General features: G+C 67.3%; 12 protein-coding genes. 5 read left to right on the top strand and 7 right to left on the bottom strand.

Going from position 1 to position 15,097, the window contains the following annotated elements; genetic code table 11:
- The first annotated feature begins 93 nt into the window (after positions 1-93).
- Together cphA and QY917_RS17015 are read left to right on the top strand one after the other, a co-directional pair.
- Positions 94-2,679 carry a cyanophycin synthetase gene (cphA, locus tag QY917_RS17020; RefSeq protein WP_123674984.1) on the top strand — a complete coding sequence of 862 codons (2,586 nt, stop codon included), beginning with the start codon at positions 94-96 and terminating at the stop codon, positions 2,677-2,679.
- 26 nt (positions 2,680-2,705) lie between these two features.
- On the top strand, positions 2,706-3,182 hold the full coding sequence (locus QY917_RS17015) for a CreA family protein (protein WP_287741135.1): 477 nt from the start codon (positions 2,706-2,708) through the stop codon (positions 3,180-3,182).
- Positions 3,183-3,250: 68 nt separating this feature from the next.
- On the opposite strand, the gene QY917_RS17010 is transcribed toward QY917_RS17015, so the two are convergent.
- Together QY917_RS17010 and QY917_RS17005 are read right to left on the bottom strand one after the other, a co-directional pair.
- On the bottom strand, positions 3,251-3,913 hold the full coding sequence (locus QY917_RS17010) for a DsbA family oxidoreductase (RefSeq protein ID WP_103738113.1): 663 nt from the start codon (positions 3,911-3,913) through the stop codon (positions 3,251-3,253).
- Positions 3,914-3,984: 71 nt separating this feature from the next.
- The gene (locus tag QY917_RS17005; protein WP_123674982.1) at positions 3,985-5,559 is read right to left on the bottom strand and encodes an AMP-binding protein; all 1,575 of its coding nucleotides are present in this window, start codon (positions 5,557-5,559) and stop codon (positions 3,985-3,987) included.
- A 182-nt stretch (positions 5,560-5,741) separates the two neighbouring features.
- Here QY917_RS17005 and alkB point away from each other — a divergent pair, with 182 nt between their 5' ends.
- Entirely contained in the window at positions 5,742-6,404 is a 663-nt protein-coding gene (gene alkB, locus QY917_RS17000; protein WP_123674981.1) for a DNA oxidative demethylase AlkB, read from the top strand.
- 159 nt (positions 6,405-6,563) lie between these two features.
- Positions 6,564-6,935, top strand: a complete 372-nt coding sequence (locus QY917_RS16995; RefSeq protein WP_012655640.1) for a response regulator — start codon at positions 6,564-6,566, stop codon at positions 6,933-6,935.
- A gap of 51 nt (positions 6,936-6,986) precedes the next feature.
- Here the strand turns inward: QY917_RS16995 and QY917_RS16990 are convergent, their stop codons facing one another.
- From QY917_RS16990 to QY917_RS16975, 4 genes are read right to left on the bottom strand one after another with little or no spacing between them, the layout of a single operon-like run.
- Positions 6,987-8,135, bottom strand: a complete 1,149-nt coding sequence (locus tag QY917_RS16990) for a hybrid sensor histidine kinase/response regulator (protein ID WP_123674980.1) — start codon at positions 8,133-8,135, stop codon at positions 6,987-6,989.
- Positions 8,132-8,731 (bottom strand): chemotaxis protein CheB, encoded by a 600-nt coding sequence (locus QY917_RS16985; RefSeq protein WP_123674979.1) that lies wholly within the window; start codon positions 8,729-8,731, stop codon positions 8,132-8,134. The genes QY917_RS16990 and QY917_RS16985 overlap by 4 nt, the downstream gene beginning before the upstream one ends.
- The gene (locus QY917_RS16980) at positions 8,728-9,561 is read right to left on the bottom strand and encodes a protein-glutamate O-methyltransferase CheR (RefSeq protein ID WP_012655637.1); all 834 of its coding nucleotides are present in this window, start codon (positions 9,559-9,561) and stop codon (positions 8,728-8,730) included. The genes QY917_RS16985 and QY917_RS16980 overlap by 4 nt, the downstream gene beginning before the upstream one ends.
- Positions 9,562-9,602: 41 nt before the next feature.
- A complete protein-coding gene (locus tag QY917_RS16975; RefSeq protein ID WP_123674978.1) occupies positions 9,603-13,016 on the bottom strand; it encodes a response regulator in 3,414 nt (1,137 codons plus the stop codon).
- A gap of 504 nt (positions 13,017-13,520) precedes the next feature.
- Between QY917_RS16975 and infA the strand changes: the two genes are divergently transcribed.
- Positions 13,521-13,790 (top strand): translation initiation factor IF-1, encoded by a 270-nt coding sequence (gene infA, locus QY917_RS16970; RefSeq protein ID WP_011804098.1) that lies wholly within the window; start codon positions 13,521-13,523, stop codon positions 13,788-13,790.
- Here infA and QY917_RS16965 read toward each other — a convergent pair.
- A complete protein-coding gene (locus tag QY917_RS16965) occupies positions 13,787-14,848 on the bottom strand; it encodes an NAD(P)-dependent alcohol dehydrogenase (RefSeq protein WP_123674977.1) in 1,062 nt (353 codons plus the stop codon). The two genes, infA and QY917_RS16965, sit on opposite strands and share 4 nt — an antisense overlap.
- Positions 14,849-15,097: the final 249 nt, after the last annotated feature.

Raw genomic sequence — 15,097 nt, 5'->3', positions numbered from 1 at the left:
GCCGCGAATGCTTTCAAAAGCATAGCTGCCACCGCTCACCCCACAAGCGCTACAGGCCAATTTGACTGAAAAATCGGGCTGAAAGAAAACACCATGCAGATCACCCGCATCCGCGCCCTGCGCGGCCCCAACCTCTGGAGCCGCAACACCGCCATCGAAGCCGTTGTGCACTGCGAGCCACAAGAGTGCGGCTACGCAGACATCGCGGGTTTTGAAGACCGCCTGCGCGCGCGCTTTCCCAAGATCGGCGCCCTGCAGCCCCACGGCGCCGACCAGCGCCTGTCGCTGGCCCACGTGCTCGAAGTGGCCGCCCTGTCGCTGCAGGCCCAGGCCGGGTGCCCCGTGACCTTCAGCCGCACCCACGCCACGCTGGAAGAAGGCACCTACCAGGTGGTGGTGGAGTACACCGAGGAGGCCGTGGGCCGCCTGGCCATGGAGCACGCCGGCGCCCTGCTGCAGTCCGCGCTGGCCGATACCCCCTTCGACGCCGATGCCGTGGTCGCCGAGCTGCGCGAGCTGGACGAGGACGAGCGCATCGGCCCGTCCACCGGCTCCATCGTCGACGCCGCCGTGGCGCGCGGCATCCCGTTCAGGCGCCTGACCAGCGGCTCGCTGGTACAGCTGGGCTGGGGCTCCAAGGCGCGCCGCATCCAGGCCGCCGAGCTGGACACCACCAGCGCCGTGGCCGAATCCATCGCCCAGGACAAGGACCTGACCAAGCGCCTGCTGCACGCCGCCGGCGTTCCCGTGCCGCTGGGGCGCCCGGTGGCCGACGTAGAGGACGCCTGGGTGGTGGCCCAGGAAGTGGGCCTGCCCGTGGTCGTGAAGCCCCAGGACGGCAACCAGGGCAAGGGCGTGGTGGTCAACATCACCACCCGCGAGGGGCTGGAGGCCGCCTACAAGACCGCCCGCGAATTCGGCGACGAGATCATGGTCGAACGCTTCCTGCCCGGCCACGACTTCCGCCTGCTGGTGGTGGGCCACCAGCTCGTGGCCGCCGCGCGCCGCGAGCCGCCCCAGGTGCTGGGCGACGGCCAGCACACCATTCGCGAGCTGGTGGACATCGTCAACCAGGACCCGCGCCGCGGCTCGGGCCACGGCACGGCGCTGACCAAGGTGCGCCTGGACGACATCGCCATCGCGCGCATCGCCTCCGAAGGCCTCACGCCCGACTCCGTGCCCGTGCAGGGCCAGCGCGTGGTGCTGCGCAACAACGCCAACCTGTCCACCGGCGGCAGTGCCACCGATGTGACCGACGACGTGCACCCCGAGATCGCCGCGCGTGCCATCGAGGCCGCGCAGACCATCGGCCTGCACATCTGCGGCGTGGACGTGGTCTGCGAAACCATGCTCAAACCCCTGGAAGAGCAAAACGGCGGCATCGTCGAGGTGAACGCCGCGCCCGGCCTGCGCATGCACCTGGCCCCGTCGTTCGGCAAGCCGCGCAACGTGGGCGTGCCGATGGTGGACGAGCTGTTCGCGCCCGGCCAGGACGGGCGCATCCCACTGGTGGCCGTCACTGGCACCAATGGCAAGACCACCACCACGCGCCTGATCGGCCAGCTGTTCGCCGCGCACGGCCTGCGCGTGGGCATGACCAACACCGACGGCGTGTACGTGAACGGCCGCCAGATCGACAGCGGCGACTGCTCGGGCCCCAAGAGCGCGCGCAACGTGCTGTTCCACCCCGAGGTGGACGCGGCCGTGCTCGAATGCGCGCGCGGCGGCATCCTGCGCGAAGGCCTGGGCTTTGACCGCTGCCAGGTGGCCGTGGTCACCAACGTCGGCGCGGGCGACCACCTGGGGCTGAACTTCATCACCACCGTGGAAGACGTGGCGGTGCTCAAGCGCGTGATCGTGCAGAACGTAGCCGCCGACGGCTACGGCGTGCTCAACGCCGCCGACCCGCACGTGGCCGCCATGGCCAGCGTATGCCCGGGCAAGGTGATCTTCTTCGCCGTCGACCGCCACCACCCCGTCATGGCCACGCACCGCGCCCAAGGCAACCGAGTGGTGTATGTGGATGGCGACTCCATCGTGGCGGCCGAAGGCTCGTGGCGCGAGACCATCCCCCTGCGCGAGATCCCGATCACGCGCGGCGGCACGATCGGCTTCCAGGTCGAGAACGTCATGGCCGCGATCGGCGCGGCGTGGGGCGTAGGCCTGCCCTGGCAGACCATCCGCCGCGGCCTGGCCGGCTTCATGAACGACAGCGACAACGCGCCCGGCCGCTTCAACGTGATGGACTACCGCGGCGCCACCGTGATCGCCGACTATGGCCACAACCCCGACGCCATGCGCGCGCTGGTGCAGGCCGTGCAGGCCATGCCGGCCCAGCAACGCAGCGTGGTGATCAGCGGTGCGGGCGACCGGCGCGACCAGGACATCGTCGAGCAGACCCAGATCCTGGGCCAGGCCTTTGACGACGTGGTGCTGTACCAGGATGCCTGCCAGCGCGGCCGTGCCGACGGCGAGGTGCTGGCGCTGCTGCGCCAGGGCCTGCAGGGCGCGCCGCGCACGCGCTACGTGACCGAGATCCACGGCGAGTTCCTCGCCATCGACCATGCGCTGGAGCGCCTGCAACCGGGCGACCTGTGCCTGGTGCTGGTGGACCAGGTGGAGGAAGCCCTGGCCCACTTGGCGCAGCGCTGCAGCGAAGCCTCGGCGGTTGCGCCATGAATGCGCGCGGCGGCCTGCGCGCAGGCATGGCAAGCCTGGCGCTGCTGGCCTGCACCCTGGGCTTGGCTGCCGGGCCGGCCGCGGCCCAGGCCGAGAAGATCGGCACCGTGGACACCGCCTTCCAGTGGATCGGCCGCGACCACGACATCATCGTGGAGGCCTATGACGACCCCGCCGTGCAGGGAGTGACCTGCTATGTGTCGCGTGCGCGCACCGGCGGCATCAAAGGCACGCTGGGCCTGGCCGAGGACCGCGCCGAAGCCTCCATCGCCTGCCGCCAGGTCGGGCCCATCACCTTCGTGCAGCCGCTCAAGGCGCAGCAGGAAGTGTTCAGCGAACGCATGTCCATCCTGTTCAAGCGCCTGCGCGTGGTGCGCATGGTGGACGCCAAGCGCAACACGCTGGTGTACCTGACCTACTCCGAAAAGCTCATCGACGGCTCGCCACAAAACAGCGTGACGGCCGTGCCCGTGGACCGGGCCACGCCGATCCCGCTGCGCTGACAGGTTTCAAGCCAAAACAGGCTGCAGCGCTTGATGAGCAAGCGCCATCAGCTATCAATAAAAGAGCATCACGCCTGCTGCGCGATCTGCCGCAGCGCCTGCTCGAACACCTCGACCGGCTGGCCGCCCTGGATCAGGTGGCGGTCGTTGATGATCACCGCCGGCACCGAATGGATGCCGTGCCCCTGGTAGAAGGCCTCGCGCTCGCGCACCGCCTCGGCATATTCCTGGGACGCCAGCACGGCGCGGGCGCGCGCCTCGTCCAGCCCCAGTTGCGCCACCAGACGCAGCAGCACGCCGTGGTCGCCAGGGTTCTCGCCCTGCGTGAAATACGCGGTGAACAGCGCGTGCTTGAGCGCGCCCTGCTGCTCCGGCGTGCCCTCTTCCTCCAGCCAGTGCAGCAGGCGGTGCGCATCGAAAGTGTTGTAGATGCGGCCGCGCCGGTCCATGTTGAAGGTAAAGCCCAACTGCGCGCCGCGCGCGGCGATGGCCTCGCGGTTTTGCTGTGATTGCTCCGGCGTGGCGCCGTACTTTTGCTGCAGGTGTTCGCCGATGTCCTGGCCCTCGGGGCCCATCTGTGGGTTCAGCTCGAAGGGCTGAAAGTGCAGATCCAGCGCCACCTCGCCGTCCAGCCGCTTCGCGGCCTGCTCCAGCGCGTGCAGGCCGATGGCGCACCAGGGGCAGGACACGTCGGAGACGAAGTCGATCTTGAGGGAGACGGGTTGGTTCATGGCATGGGCTCCAGCCGGGGCAAAGCGCCCATGGTAGGGGCGACGCAATGTCCGCGCCGCTCCCGGGTCTGTTACGCCCCGCTCCCCGCCCCTTCGGCCTGCAGCCATGCGCGCAGCTCGGTCTTGAGCACCTTGCCATAGCTGTTCTTGGGCAGGGCCGGCACCCAGCGGTAGGCCTTGGGTCGCTTGAAGCGCGCGATGTGGTCCAGGCACAAAGCGTCAAGTTCCGCGTCAAGTTCCGCGTCGAGTTCCGCATGCAGCGCGGCATCGTCCACGGCGCCGCCCTCGCCCGCCACCAGGAAGGCCACCACCACCTCGCCCCAGTCGGCGTCGTGCTGGCCCACCACGGCCACCTCGCTCACGCGCGGGTGCAGCAGCAGCACCTCCTCCACCTCGCGCGGGTAGATGTTGGAGCCACCCGAGATGATCACGTCCTTGCTGCGGTCGCGCAGGGTCAGAAACCCGTGCGCGTCCAGGCTCCCAACATCGCCCGTGTGCAGCCAGCCGCAGCGCAGCGTCTGCGCAGACGCCTCGGGATTGCGCCAGTAGCCGGCCATCACCGTATCGCCGCGCACCACCACTTCGCCCAACTCGCCCGTAGGCACGGGTCGGTCCTCGTCATCCACCACCCGCACCTGTACGCACGCATGCGCCACGCCCACCGAGGCGATGCGCTCGGCCCAGCGCGGGTGCGCCGTGTCGGCCAGGTGCTCGCGCGCCAGCGCGGTGATGGTCATGGGGCTTTCGCCCTGGCCATAGATCTGCACGAACTTCTGGCCCATGGTGTCGATGGCGCGGCGCAGGTCGTCCACATACATGGGACCGCCGCCATAGACGATGGTCTTGAAGCCGTCCACATTGGCGCCCGTGCGGCGCACATGCTCCACCAGCCGGTGCACCATGGTGGGCGCCGCAAACAGCGACAGCTGGCCCACGTCCGCGGCCAATTGCACCAGCTCGGCCGGGTCGAACCCGCCGGACGCGGGCACCACATGGCGCGCGCCGCGCAGCATGTGGGCGTAGTTGTACAAGCCCGCGCCGTGCGACATGGGCGCGGCATAGACCATGGCGTCGCCGGGCTGCACGTCGTCCACGTCGGTGAAGTAGGCCATGGTCATGGCCAACAGGTTGCGGTGCGTCTGCATCACGCCCTTGGGCCGCCCGGTGGTGCCCGAGGTGTAGAACAGCGAGGCCACGTCGTCGGGGGCGCGCTCCTGCAGCGCCAGCGGCACGCCCTGCGCCGCTTGCTCCCAGGCGGATGCCCCCAACACCTGCACCGCCGCGGCGTCGGCGCCCGCAGCCAGCGCCGCATCGTGCAGCGCCGCAGACACGCACACCACGCGCGCGCCGCTGTCGGCAAGCACATAGGCCAGCTCGCGCGCGTGCAGCTTGTAGTTGACGGGCACCGAGATGGCGCCGCACCAGTGGATGGCGTGCAACGCCTCCAGGTACTGTGGACCATTGGCCGAGAAGATGGCCACGCATTCGCCCGGCTGCACGCCGCAATGCGCGCGCAGGTGTGCGGCCAGCGCGGCCACGCGCGCGGCAAGGGTACGGTAGTCGTGCAGCAGGCATGTGCCAGCCAGCAGCGCGGGCCGCTCGCCATGCACCAGCGCGCTGCGCTGCAACAGGTGGGCAATGTTCATGGGGTTGTCGCGTTGTCTCCTGGTGCGACTATAGGCAAGCGCCGGCAGCGCGCACAGTCGCAGAAATACACAAGGGAAATCCCTGGCGGGGATGAGCGCCGACCAATCGATTGCTCCTTAATCAGTAGCACATTGCGCTGGATGGTTAAGCGCTGGGGGCCCTTTTGGCTCACACTACGTGCATGCCATCTGTGCCCTCCGAAGACCTGTTTGCCGACGACCCCGCGGAGCCATCCACGCTGGCGCTGGGCATGCAGGCCGTGCTGCTGCGCGGCTTCGCGCTGGCACAGGCACCCCAGTTGCTGGAAGAAGTGCGACAGGTGGTGCGCCAAGCGCCGTGGCGCCACATGCAGACCCCTGGAGGCAAGGCGATGTCGGTAGCCACCACAGGCTGCGGGCCGTTGTCGTGGGTGAGCGACCGGCGCGGTTACCGCTACGCTGCGCTGGACCCGCTGACCGGCAAGCCCTGGCCCGCCCTGCCGGCGGACTTCGCGCAGCTGGCACATGCCGCAGCGCAGGAGGCCGGCTTTGCCGCTTTCGTGCCCGACGCCTGCCTGATCAACCGCTACGCCCCCGGCACGCGCCTGTCGCTGCACCAAGACCGCGACGAGCAGGACCTGGCAGCGCCCATCGTGTCCATCTCGCTGGGTCTGCCCGCCACCTTCTTGTGGGGTGGCGCCACACGTGGCGAGCGCGCCTTGCGCGTGCCGCTGCGCCATGGCGACGCGGTGGTATGGGGCGGGGTGGACCGGCTGCGCTTTCACGGCGTGCTGCCGGTGGCGCCGGGCCAGCACCCGGCAACGGGCGAATGCCGCATCAACCTCACGCTGCGCAAGGCCACCTGACGCTACATGTTTGATAGCTGCTTGCGCTTACTGGATGGCTCTTGTAGCCATTTTTAACGATAATTTCGCAGAACGGCACATTGTCTTACACCGGCGTAAGACGTTCCCCGCACAATGCCCTTTTGCCCTGCGGCAGAGCCCGCTTCCCAAGGACCTTACTTGCGCATCCTCTACGTCGAAGACAACTGCGAACTGCGAGACACCATCGGCCTGCTGATGGAGGGAGAAGGCCGCACCGTCGTCACCTGCGCCACGGCCGAGGAGGCCTTGCAGCGCGATGCGGCCCAGCCGCACGACGTGGTGGTTTCCGACGTGAGCCTGCCCGGCATGAGCGGGCTGGATCTGTGCCGCCACCTGCTGGCAAGCAACCCCCAGCGCTGGGTGGTGCTCTGCTCGGGCTATCCGCTGGAGCACGGGGTGGGCACGCTGGGCCCGCATGTGCGGTCCCTGCTCAAGCCGTTCGAGCTGGAAGAGCTGGAGGAGTTGCTGGACGTGATCGCCAGCCACCTGCAAAGCGCCAGCCCCGCCTGAGGCGGCACGTGCCCGGCGCTGAAGGCCCGGCATCCCCCCGCCCCCGTCCTGTCAAGCCGCCACCGCGCGCCGCGGCAGCGTCACCGTGAAGCAGGTGCGCCCCGCCTGCGAGGCGGCGTCGATCGTCCCGCCATGGGCCTGCACGATCTGGTGCACGATGAACAACCCCAGCCCCAACCCCTGGTGTTGACCGGCCCGGTTGCGCCGGCCCGTAAATGGCGCGAACAGCCGGGGCAGCAGTTCGGCGTCAATCCCGCCGCCATTGCTCACGCGCAGCACCACGATATCGGCGGCGGCGCCGTCCAGTGACAACTCCACCGGCTGGTCGGGCGTGCCGTGGTGCATGGCGTTGCCCAGCAGGTTCGCCAGCATCTGGCCCAGGCGCTCTTCGTCCCACTCGCCGCGCAGATCCCCTTGCTGCTCAAGCCGCAGGTGGCGCTCGGGGTGGCCGGCACGGACTTCCTGCACCACGCGCTGCGCCTGCGGCCCCAGGTCCATGGGTGCAGGCTCGATGGCCAGCCCGCCATGCTGGCGGGCGCGCGTCACATCCAGCAGGTCCTCGATCATGCGGCCCATGCGCCGCCCGGCCTGCTGCACGTTGCACGCCAGAGCCTGCACCTTGGCGGGCTCGGGAGCGCGCTGCAGCGCACTGGCCACGGCCATGATGGCGCTGAGCGGGCTGCGCAGATCGTGGCTGAGCACGGCCATGAACATCTCGTTGATGTACAACGCCTCGGTGCGCTCCTGCAGTTCGCGTGCCAGCGCATGCCGCTGGCGCTGCAGGTCGAAGAACACCCGGGCCTTGTTGACCAGCATGTGGGGGTCGACGGGTTTGTAAAGGAAGTCCACCGCACCTTTTTCGTAGCCGCGGAACTGCCAGCCCTGGTCCCGCGAGCCGGCGGTGATGAAGATCAGCGGGATGTGCCGCGTGCGCTCGCTGCCGCGGATCAACTCCGCCAGTTCGAAACCGTTCATCTCGGGCATTTGCACGTCCAGCAGCGCCAGCGCCACGTCGTTGTGGGCCAGCAGCAGTTCCAGCGCCTGGGCGCCGGAGCCGGCCATGAGGATCTCTACGTCCTCATCCTTCAACAGCGCCTGCAATGCGACAAGGTTTTCAGGAACGTCATCCACGATCAGGCATTTCACGCACGCGCCGGTTCGATGACTCGCGGCCTGTGCAGCCGGTGGGGCAAAAATCACGAAAGTCCCTCCTTATGCAAGGTGGTCAACAGCGCGGCGATGCGTGCCGGGGGCAGCACCTGATCGGGTTGGATCAGGGCCAGCGCCGCCTGCGGCATGGCCATGGACGAAGCGCTGTCGGGCGACTGCACCACCGTGGCGCCGCCAGCGGCCTGCACTGCGCGCAAGCCCCGCGCTCCGTCACTGTTCGCGCCCGACAGGAGCACGGCCATGAGCCGCGGCCCATATTCATCGGCGGCGGATTCGAACAACACGTCGATCGACGGGCGCGAAAAATTCAGCGGCGCATCCACGGACAGGCACAGCCTCGGCCCCGAATCCACCAGCAAATGATAGTCAGGCGGCGCGAAATACACCGTGCCCGGCTCCACGGGCTCCTTGTCCTGGGCCTCGCGTACCGGCAGGGCGCAGCGCTGGCGGAAGATGTTGCACAGCAGGCTGGGCCGCTCGCGCGGCAGGTGCAGCACGACCAGCAGGGCCGCATGGAAACCCGCAGGCAGCGCGGGCAGCACCGCGCCCAGCGCTTCGATGCTGCCGGCCGACCCGCCAATGGCAATGGCGTCCAGGCGCACGCGTGGCGAAGCCACCTGCCTCATGCGTCACCTCTCTTCTGAAAGATGCGCTCGGGCGCCACGAAGTCCTCGAATGCCGGCGCGTGCGAGGAAAAGCGCAGGGATTCCTTGGCCCCCAGGCCCAGGAATCCACGCCGGCACAGCGCCTCGCGGAACAGGCCCAGGGCGCGGTCCTGCAGCGTACGGTCGAAGTAGATCAGCACGTTGCGGCAGGAGATGAGGTGCACCTCGGCAAATACACTGTCGGTCGCCAGACTGTGGTCGGAGAAAACGATATGCCGGCGCAGGCTCTTGTCGAACACCACGCGGCCATAAGCGGCGCTGTAGTGGTCGGACAGCGAGGAACGCCCGCCCGAGCGCGCATGGTTTTCGGTGAAGCCGGGCACGCGCTCAATGTCGTATACGCCCGCCTCGGCACGCTGCAGTGCCGTGCTGTTGATGTCGGTGGCGTAAATCAACGAGCGTTCCAACAACCCCTCTTCACGCAGCAGGATGGCGAGCGAATATGCCTCCTCTCCCGTGCTGCAGCCCGCGACCCAGATCTTGAGCGAGGGGTAGGTACGCAACAGCGGCACCACCTTTTCGCGCAGCGCGCGAAAGTACTCCGGGTCGCGGAACACATCGCTGACCTGCACGGTGAGGTAGTCCAGCAGCGCGGGAAACACCCCGCGCTCGTGCAGCAGCCGATGCTGCAGTTGGGACAGCGTCTCGCAGTCGAACCGCGTGAGCGCGGCCTGGAGCCGGCGCTTGAGCGACGACTGCGCATACCCGCGGAAGTCGTAGTGGTAGCGCAGGTAAATGGCCTCGATCAGCAGCTGCTGCTCGATCTCTGCGGTCTTGCGTTGGTGCGGCAAGTGTTGGCTCCGATATCGTGGGTCCTCGCGCTGGCGCACGCTCACTTGGGCATCCACACCCTCATCAGCGACAGGAGTTTCTCCACGTCCAGCGGCTTGGCGATGTAATCGTTGGCGCCGGCGGCCAGGCATTTCTCCTGATCGTCCTTCATGGCCTTGGCGGTCAGGGCGATGATGGGCAGACGGCGCCACTCGGGGCGCCGGCGGATTTCCGCCATGGCGGTAAAGCCGTCCATCTCGGGCATCATGATGTCCATCAGCACCAGGTCCACGGTGCTCTCGCCGGCGGCGTTGGCACGTTCCAGCGCCTCCAGGGCCTCGCGTCCGTTGCGCGCGATCTCCACGCGCGCCCCCGTGGGCTCCAACACGCTGGACAGCGCGAACACATTGCGCACGTCGTCCTCCACCACCAGGATGGTGCGCCCTTCGAAAGTGGACTCACGGTCGCGCGCCAGCTGCAGCATGCGGCGCCGGTCGTCCGGCAAGGTGGACTCCACCTGGTGCAGGAACAGCGTGACTTCGTCCAGCAGGCGCTCGGGCGAGCGTGCGTCCTTGATGATGATGGACTTGGAGAAGCGGCGCAGCTGCTGTTCCTCGTCGCGCGACAAGTTGCGCCCGGTATAGACGATGACGGGCGGAAAGGACACCTCTTCCTGCTCGGCCATCTGCTGCAGCAGCTCGTACCCGTTCAGGTCAGGCAGGTGCAGGTCCATCACCATGCAATCGAACGTGCTGCCCTTGAGCAGGTCCAATGCCTGCCGCGCGGTGGCGGCGCCCACGATCTCCACGCCGTCGGTTGCCAGCAGCTGGCGCACGCTCTCGCGCTGGCGCGCGTCGTCCTCCACCACCAGCACGCGGCGCATGCTCTGGGTGAATTTGGCCTGCATGTGGAGCAGCGCCTGCTCCAGCTCCTCACGCTTGACGGGCTTGAGCGCATAGCCGATGGCGCCGCGCTCCATGGCCTCCTGCATGTAGTCGGCCACCGAGACCACGTGCACGGGAATATGGCGCGTGGCGGGGTTGCGCTTGAGCTGGTCCAACACGCCCAGGCCGGAGAAATCCGGCAGGTTCATGTCCAGCACCACCGCGCTGGGGCCGTATTCCAGCGCCGCCGCCAGGCCGTCGCTGCCCGTCGAGGCAATGACGCACTGAAAACCCATCTCATGCGCGAGGTCGCAAAGGATGCGCGCAAACCGCGGGTCGTCCTCGATGACCAGGATGGTGTAACGCCCCTGTTCCAACTGCGCCCGGTCATCCGGCACGACGTGCACGGGGGCGCATGGTTTTGCCGCCGGGGCCTCTGGCTGGCTCGCAGGCGGTGGTTCGGCCGCGCGCGTGGCAAGCGCCGGCGCCGCTGGCATCTTTGCCGGACGCTCGCCCGGATCGCCGACAAGGGGCGCCGTGACGGGCAGGGTCAGCGTGAAGACGCTGCCTTCGCCCGGCGCACTCTGCACCGCGATGCTGCCGCCGAGCAACTGCGCCAGATCCCGGGAGATCGACAGGCCCAAGCCAGTGCCGCCGTATTTGCGATGGGTACTGCCATCGGCCTGGTGGAAGGCATCGAAGATGCGCTCTTGCTGGTCGGGCGCGATGCCGATGCCCGTATCCCGCACGGCAAAGCACAGCGTGTCGTTGTCTCCTGCGAAGACGCGCATGGTCACTTCGCCGCGCGCGGTGAACTTGAGCGCATTGGAAAGCAGGTTTTTGAGAATCTGCGCCAGGCGCTGCGCGTCGGAGGTTATGAATGCCGGCACGCCCGGCTCCATCACCGCGTTGAATTGCAGGCCTTTGTCCTGCGCCTGGGCCCGCAGCGGCTCCATCACGCCCGCCACCACTTTGGCCACCGTCACCTGGCCAATTTCGACCGAGGTCTGCCCCGCCTCGATCTTTGACAGATCGAGGATGTCGTTGATGAGGTTCAGCAGATCGGTGCCAGCGTTGTGGATGGTCTGCGCATAGCGGACCTGTTCCGCCGTCAGGTTCTGCTGCTTGTTGTCGGCCAGCAGCTTGGCCAGGATCAGGCTGGAATTCAGCGGTGTACGCAATTCATGGCTCATGTTGGCCAGAAACTCACTCTTGTACTGACTGGCCTGCGCCAAATCGCGCGCCTTGGCCTCCAGGGCGTCCTGTGCAGTCAGCAGGCGCTGCTTTTGGTACTGCAGCTGCTCGGTCTGCGCTTCCAGCTGGGCGTTGCTGTGCTCCAACTCCGCCTGCTGCGCCTGCATCAGGTTTTGGGACTCCTGCAGCATGCGGCTTTGCTGCTCCAGTTCCTCGTTGTTGACGCGCAGCTCTTCCTGCTGCGCCTGCAACTCCTCCGCCTGGCGCTGCGTCTCGTCCAGCAGACTCTCCAGGCGCGAGCGATCCAATGCGCCCCGAACAGCCTGGGCCAGCTGCTCCCCGGCGCGCACAAGGAAGTCAACCTCGTGCGGAGCGACCGTGCGGAACCACCCCATCTCGACCACCGCGAGCGCTACGCCATTGAGCACGATGGGCATCATCACCAATTCGGCGGGCGTGGCCTGGCCCGTGCCGGAGGTCACCGGCAGATAGCCGCTGGGCACGTGGCGCACATGCTGAAGAGTGCGGCTCTGCAGCGCCTGGCCCAGCAGGCCCTCTCCCGCCCGCACGGCCGCAGGGCCGGTGTCGGGCGCCAGCGCATAGCCGCCCATGCGCTCGAAGACGCCGTGGCCTTGCGTCACGTAGATGGCCCCCACCCTGGCATCCAACTCCGTCGCCAGATAGCCGATGACAGCGCCCGCCATGTCATGGATGCGCTGCTCACCTTGCAGCCGCGTGCCCAGCCTTACGAGGTTGCCTTTGATCCAGTTCTCGACCTCGCGGCTGCGGTACTCCGCCATGGTCATCACCGCGGACGCACAGGTCAGCAGCAACAGCACGGCGGCACTGCCCCACGTCAGGTAGGCCGAGATGCCAAACGCTCCTTCCCACACCTCCCGCTGGGCCTGCAGTTGCTGCTGTTCGGTGTTGAGCATCTCGCGCACCAGCGTGCGGGTGGTTTCCATGGTGGCCTGACCGTCGCCGCGCATGGCCTCCAGGGCCTCCTCGCGCCGGCCCTCGCGCTGTAGCGCAACGATGTGCGCAAGTTCGGTCATGCGCTTGGTGGCCAACCCCTGCAATTGGTCGAAGCGCTGCTGCTCCAAGAGACTCCCGCGCGTCATCCCGCGCAGCTTCTCCAGGGCCACCGGCACGGCCGCCTGGGCTACGGTGAACAAGCCCAGCGTCTGCTCCTGCCCCGACAGCAGGTAGCCCCGCTTGGCGGATTCAGCGTCCTTCAAATGCGACCAGACCATCTGGATCTGCGTGATCCGTTCGACCGTCGCGTTGAGATTGTCCACGGCTTTCGCGCGCTCGTCGTTGGACCGGTAGGTGAGCACGGCGATCAACAGGGCGGCAAATGCCGCCAAAGCAAATCCCACCATCAGGCGGACGGGCATGCCCCCTCGGATGGCCGTTCGGGGCCGAGCATCGGAACTGGAGACAGTCATGTGTGACGTGGAGTAAACATTGCCGCGCGATGATAGGAGCAACGGGTCCCTTGCTCCTGTAGGGCAACGTCTTCACCGCAGCGTATCCCTCTAGCGATCTTATGTCGCACCTGCCAGCAGGGCCAATCCACCACTGGTCAGCAAGGGTTAGGTAATCGTCCTAAACTCCCATCCTTTCCCGCGTTACGCGCGCCCGGGGAAGCAGATCCCCGCAGCGGCAAGCGCCGGCTTCCTACCCCTTCCCTCGGTGATCCGCCGCACTGTGCGTTCTGCAGCGCGCATACGGCCCTTCATTTCACTGCCGCAGGTGGCAACGCGCCAGCGCAGCAAAAGACGGGCAATACCTCGTCTATCGCGCCGGACGGCCGGCGCGTTCCGCAGCCTGTGCTCTCACAGGCCCCCAGGCAAGGGCATGCCCATGCTGGCTCTTGCCGTCGATCTCAAAGGAGTTCCGTGTCCAATAAAGAGCAGTTGATTGAAATGCAAGGCAAGGTAGACGAAGTGCTGCCGGATTCCCGTTTTCGCGTAGTTCTCGAGAACGGACACACCCTCATCGCCTATTCGGGCGGAAAGATGCGCAAGCACCGCATTCGAGTGCTTGCGGGCGACACCGTGTCGCTGGAGATGTCCCCCTACGACCTCACCAAGGGCCGTATCACCTTCCGCCACCTGGAGCCGCGTGCCGGCGGCGCACCGCGCCGCCCCTCGCCCCATCGCCGCTAGGCCCCGGCCGATTCGGCCAGCGTGGCGATGTCGATGACGAAGCGGTATTGCACGTCGCCCTTCAACATGCGTTCATAGGCGGTATTGATCTCATCGGCGCGGATCAACTCGATATCCGCCACGATGCCATGCTCCGCGCAGAAATCGAGCATCTCCTGGGTCTCGGGAATGCCGCCGATCAAGGAGCCAGCCAGCGTGCGCCGCTTCATGATGAGGTTGAACACATTGGGCGACGGATGGGGCGACGCCGGCGCACCCACCAGCGTCATCGCACCGTCGCGCCGCAGCAGGCGAAGGAAGGCATCCAGGTCGTGCGGCGCCGCCACCGTGTTGAGTATGAAGTCGAGACTGTTGGCATGCGCGGCCATCTCCTGCGGATGACGGGAAACCACCACTTCGTGCGCACCTAACGAGAGCGCCGCAGCGCGCTTGGATTCAGAGGTGGTGAATGCCACCACATGCGCCCCCATTGCGTGCGCCAGCTTGATGCCCAGGTGGCCCAGCCCGCCGATGCCGACCACACCCACGCGATGCCCCAGACCCACCTTCCAATGGCGCAATGGCGAGTAGGTGGTAATGCCCGCGCACAGCAGCGGAGCAACCGCGGCCAACTGCCCTTGCGGATGGCGCACCCGCAGCACATAGCGCTCATGTACGACGATCTGTTGCGAGTATCCGCCCAGCGTGTGGCCGGGCGCGTCCTCGGTCGGGCCGTTGTAGGTGCCGACCATGTGGCCGCAATAGTTCTCCAGCCCTTCGTCGCAATCCTGGCAATGCCGGCAGCTGTCGACAATGCAGCCCACGCCGACCAGGTCGCCCGCCTGGAACGCCGACACCTGCGCGCCCACGGCCACTACGCGCCCGACGATTTCATGCCCCGGCACGCACGGATACAGCGTGCCCGCCCATTCCGAACGCACCTGGTGCAGGTCGGAATGGCACACACCGCAATAGGCAATGCCAATCTGCACGTCGTGCGCGCCCGGCGCGCGCCGTGCGATCTCCAGGGGCTGCAATGGGCGGTCGCTCGCGTAGGCGCCGTAGGCTTTGACGGTCATGGGGTTCTCCTGTGAATGGCTCACGCCCCTGTTGTACAGGTTCGATCCGATGCGTTTCGGAACAGAATCCTATCGGCACTTCCGGCCTGAGGCAGGGCCTGCCTTCCTCCGGGCGTCGCTGTAAGGCAGAGCGTTGCTGGAGTAGAACCGCTTCAACGGCCCCTCAGCCTGGCCATGCCCCCGACCAAGGAGTTGACATGAAGGACACGATGACACCCCCACACCGTGCGGTTGTGAAACGGCTGCTTG

The organism is Diaphorobacter sp. C33 (genome assembly GCF_030503915.1).
Classification (GTDB): Bacteria; Pseudomonadota; Gammaproteobacteria; order Burkholderiales; family Burkholderiaceae_C; genus Diaphorobacter; species Diaphorobacter nitroreducens.
Note: the sequence above shows the minus strand (reverse complement) of the source record. Positions and strands in the feature narration are given on the sequence as shown.

What these genes read in the sequence shown, in the direction of transcription:
- cphA (WP_123674984.1), top strand. Translation starts at nt 94, where the DNA reads ATGCAGATCACCCGCATCCGCGCCCTGCGCGGCCCCAACCTCTGGAGC.
- QY917_RS17015 (WP_287741135.1), top strand. Translation starts at nt 2,706, where the DNA reads ATGGCAAGCCTGGCGCTGCTGGCCTGCACCCTGGGCTTGGCTGCCGGG.
- QY917_RS17010 (WP_103738113.1), bottom strand. Translation starts at nt 3,913, where the DNA reads ATGAACCAACCCGTCTCCCTCAAGATCGACTTCGTCTCCGACGTGTCC.
- QY917_RS17005 (WP_123674982.1), bottom strand. Translation starts at nt 5,559, where the DNA reads ATGAACATTGCCCACCTGTTGCAGCGCAGCGCGCTGGTGCATGGCGAG.
- alkB (WP_123674981.1), top strand. Translation starts at nt 5,742, where the DNA reads ATGCCATCTGTGCCCTCCGAAGACCTGTTTGCCGACGACCCCGCGGAG.
- QY917_RS16985 (WP_123674979.1), bottom strand. Translation starts at nt 8,731, where the DNA reads ATGAGGCAGGTGGCTTCGCCACGCGTGCGCCTGGACGCCATTGCCATT.
- QY917_RS16975 (WP_123674978.1), bottom strand. Translation starts at nt 13,016, where the DNA reads ATGCCCGTCCGCCTGATGGTGGGATTTGCTTTGGCGGCATTTGCCGCC.
- QY917_RS16965 (WP_123674977.1), bottom strand. Translation starts at nt 14,848, where the DNA reads ATGACCGTCAAAGCCTACGGCGCCTACGCGAGCGACCGCCCATTGCAG.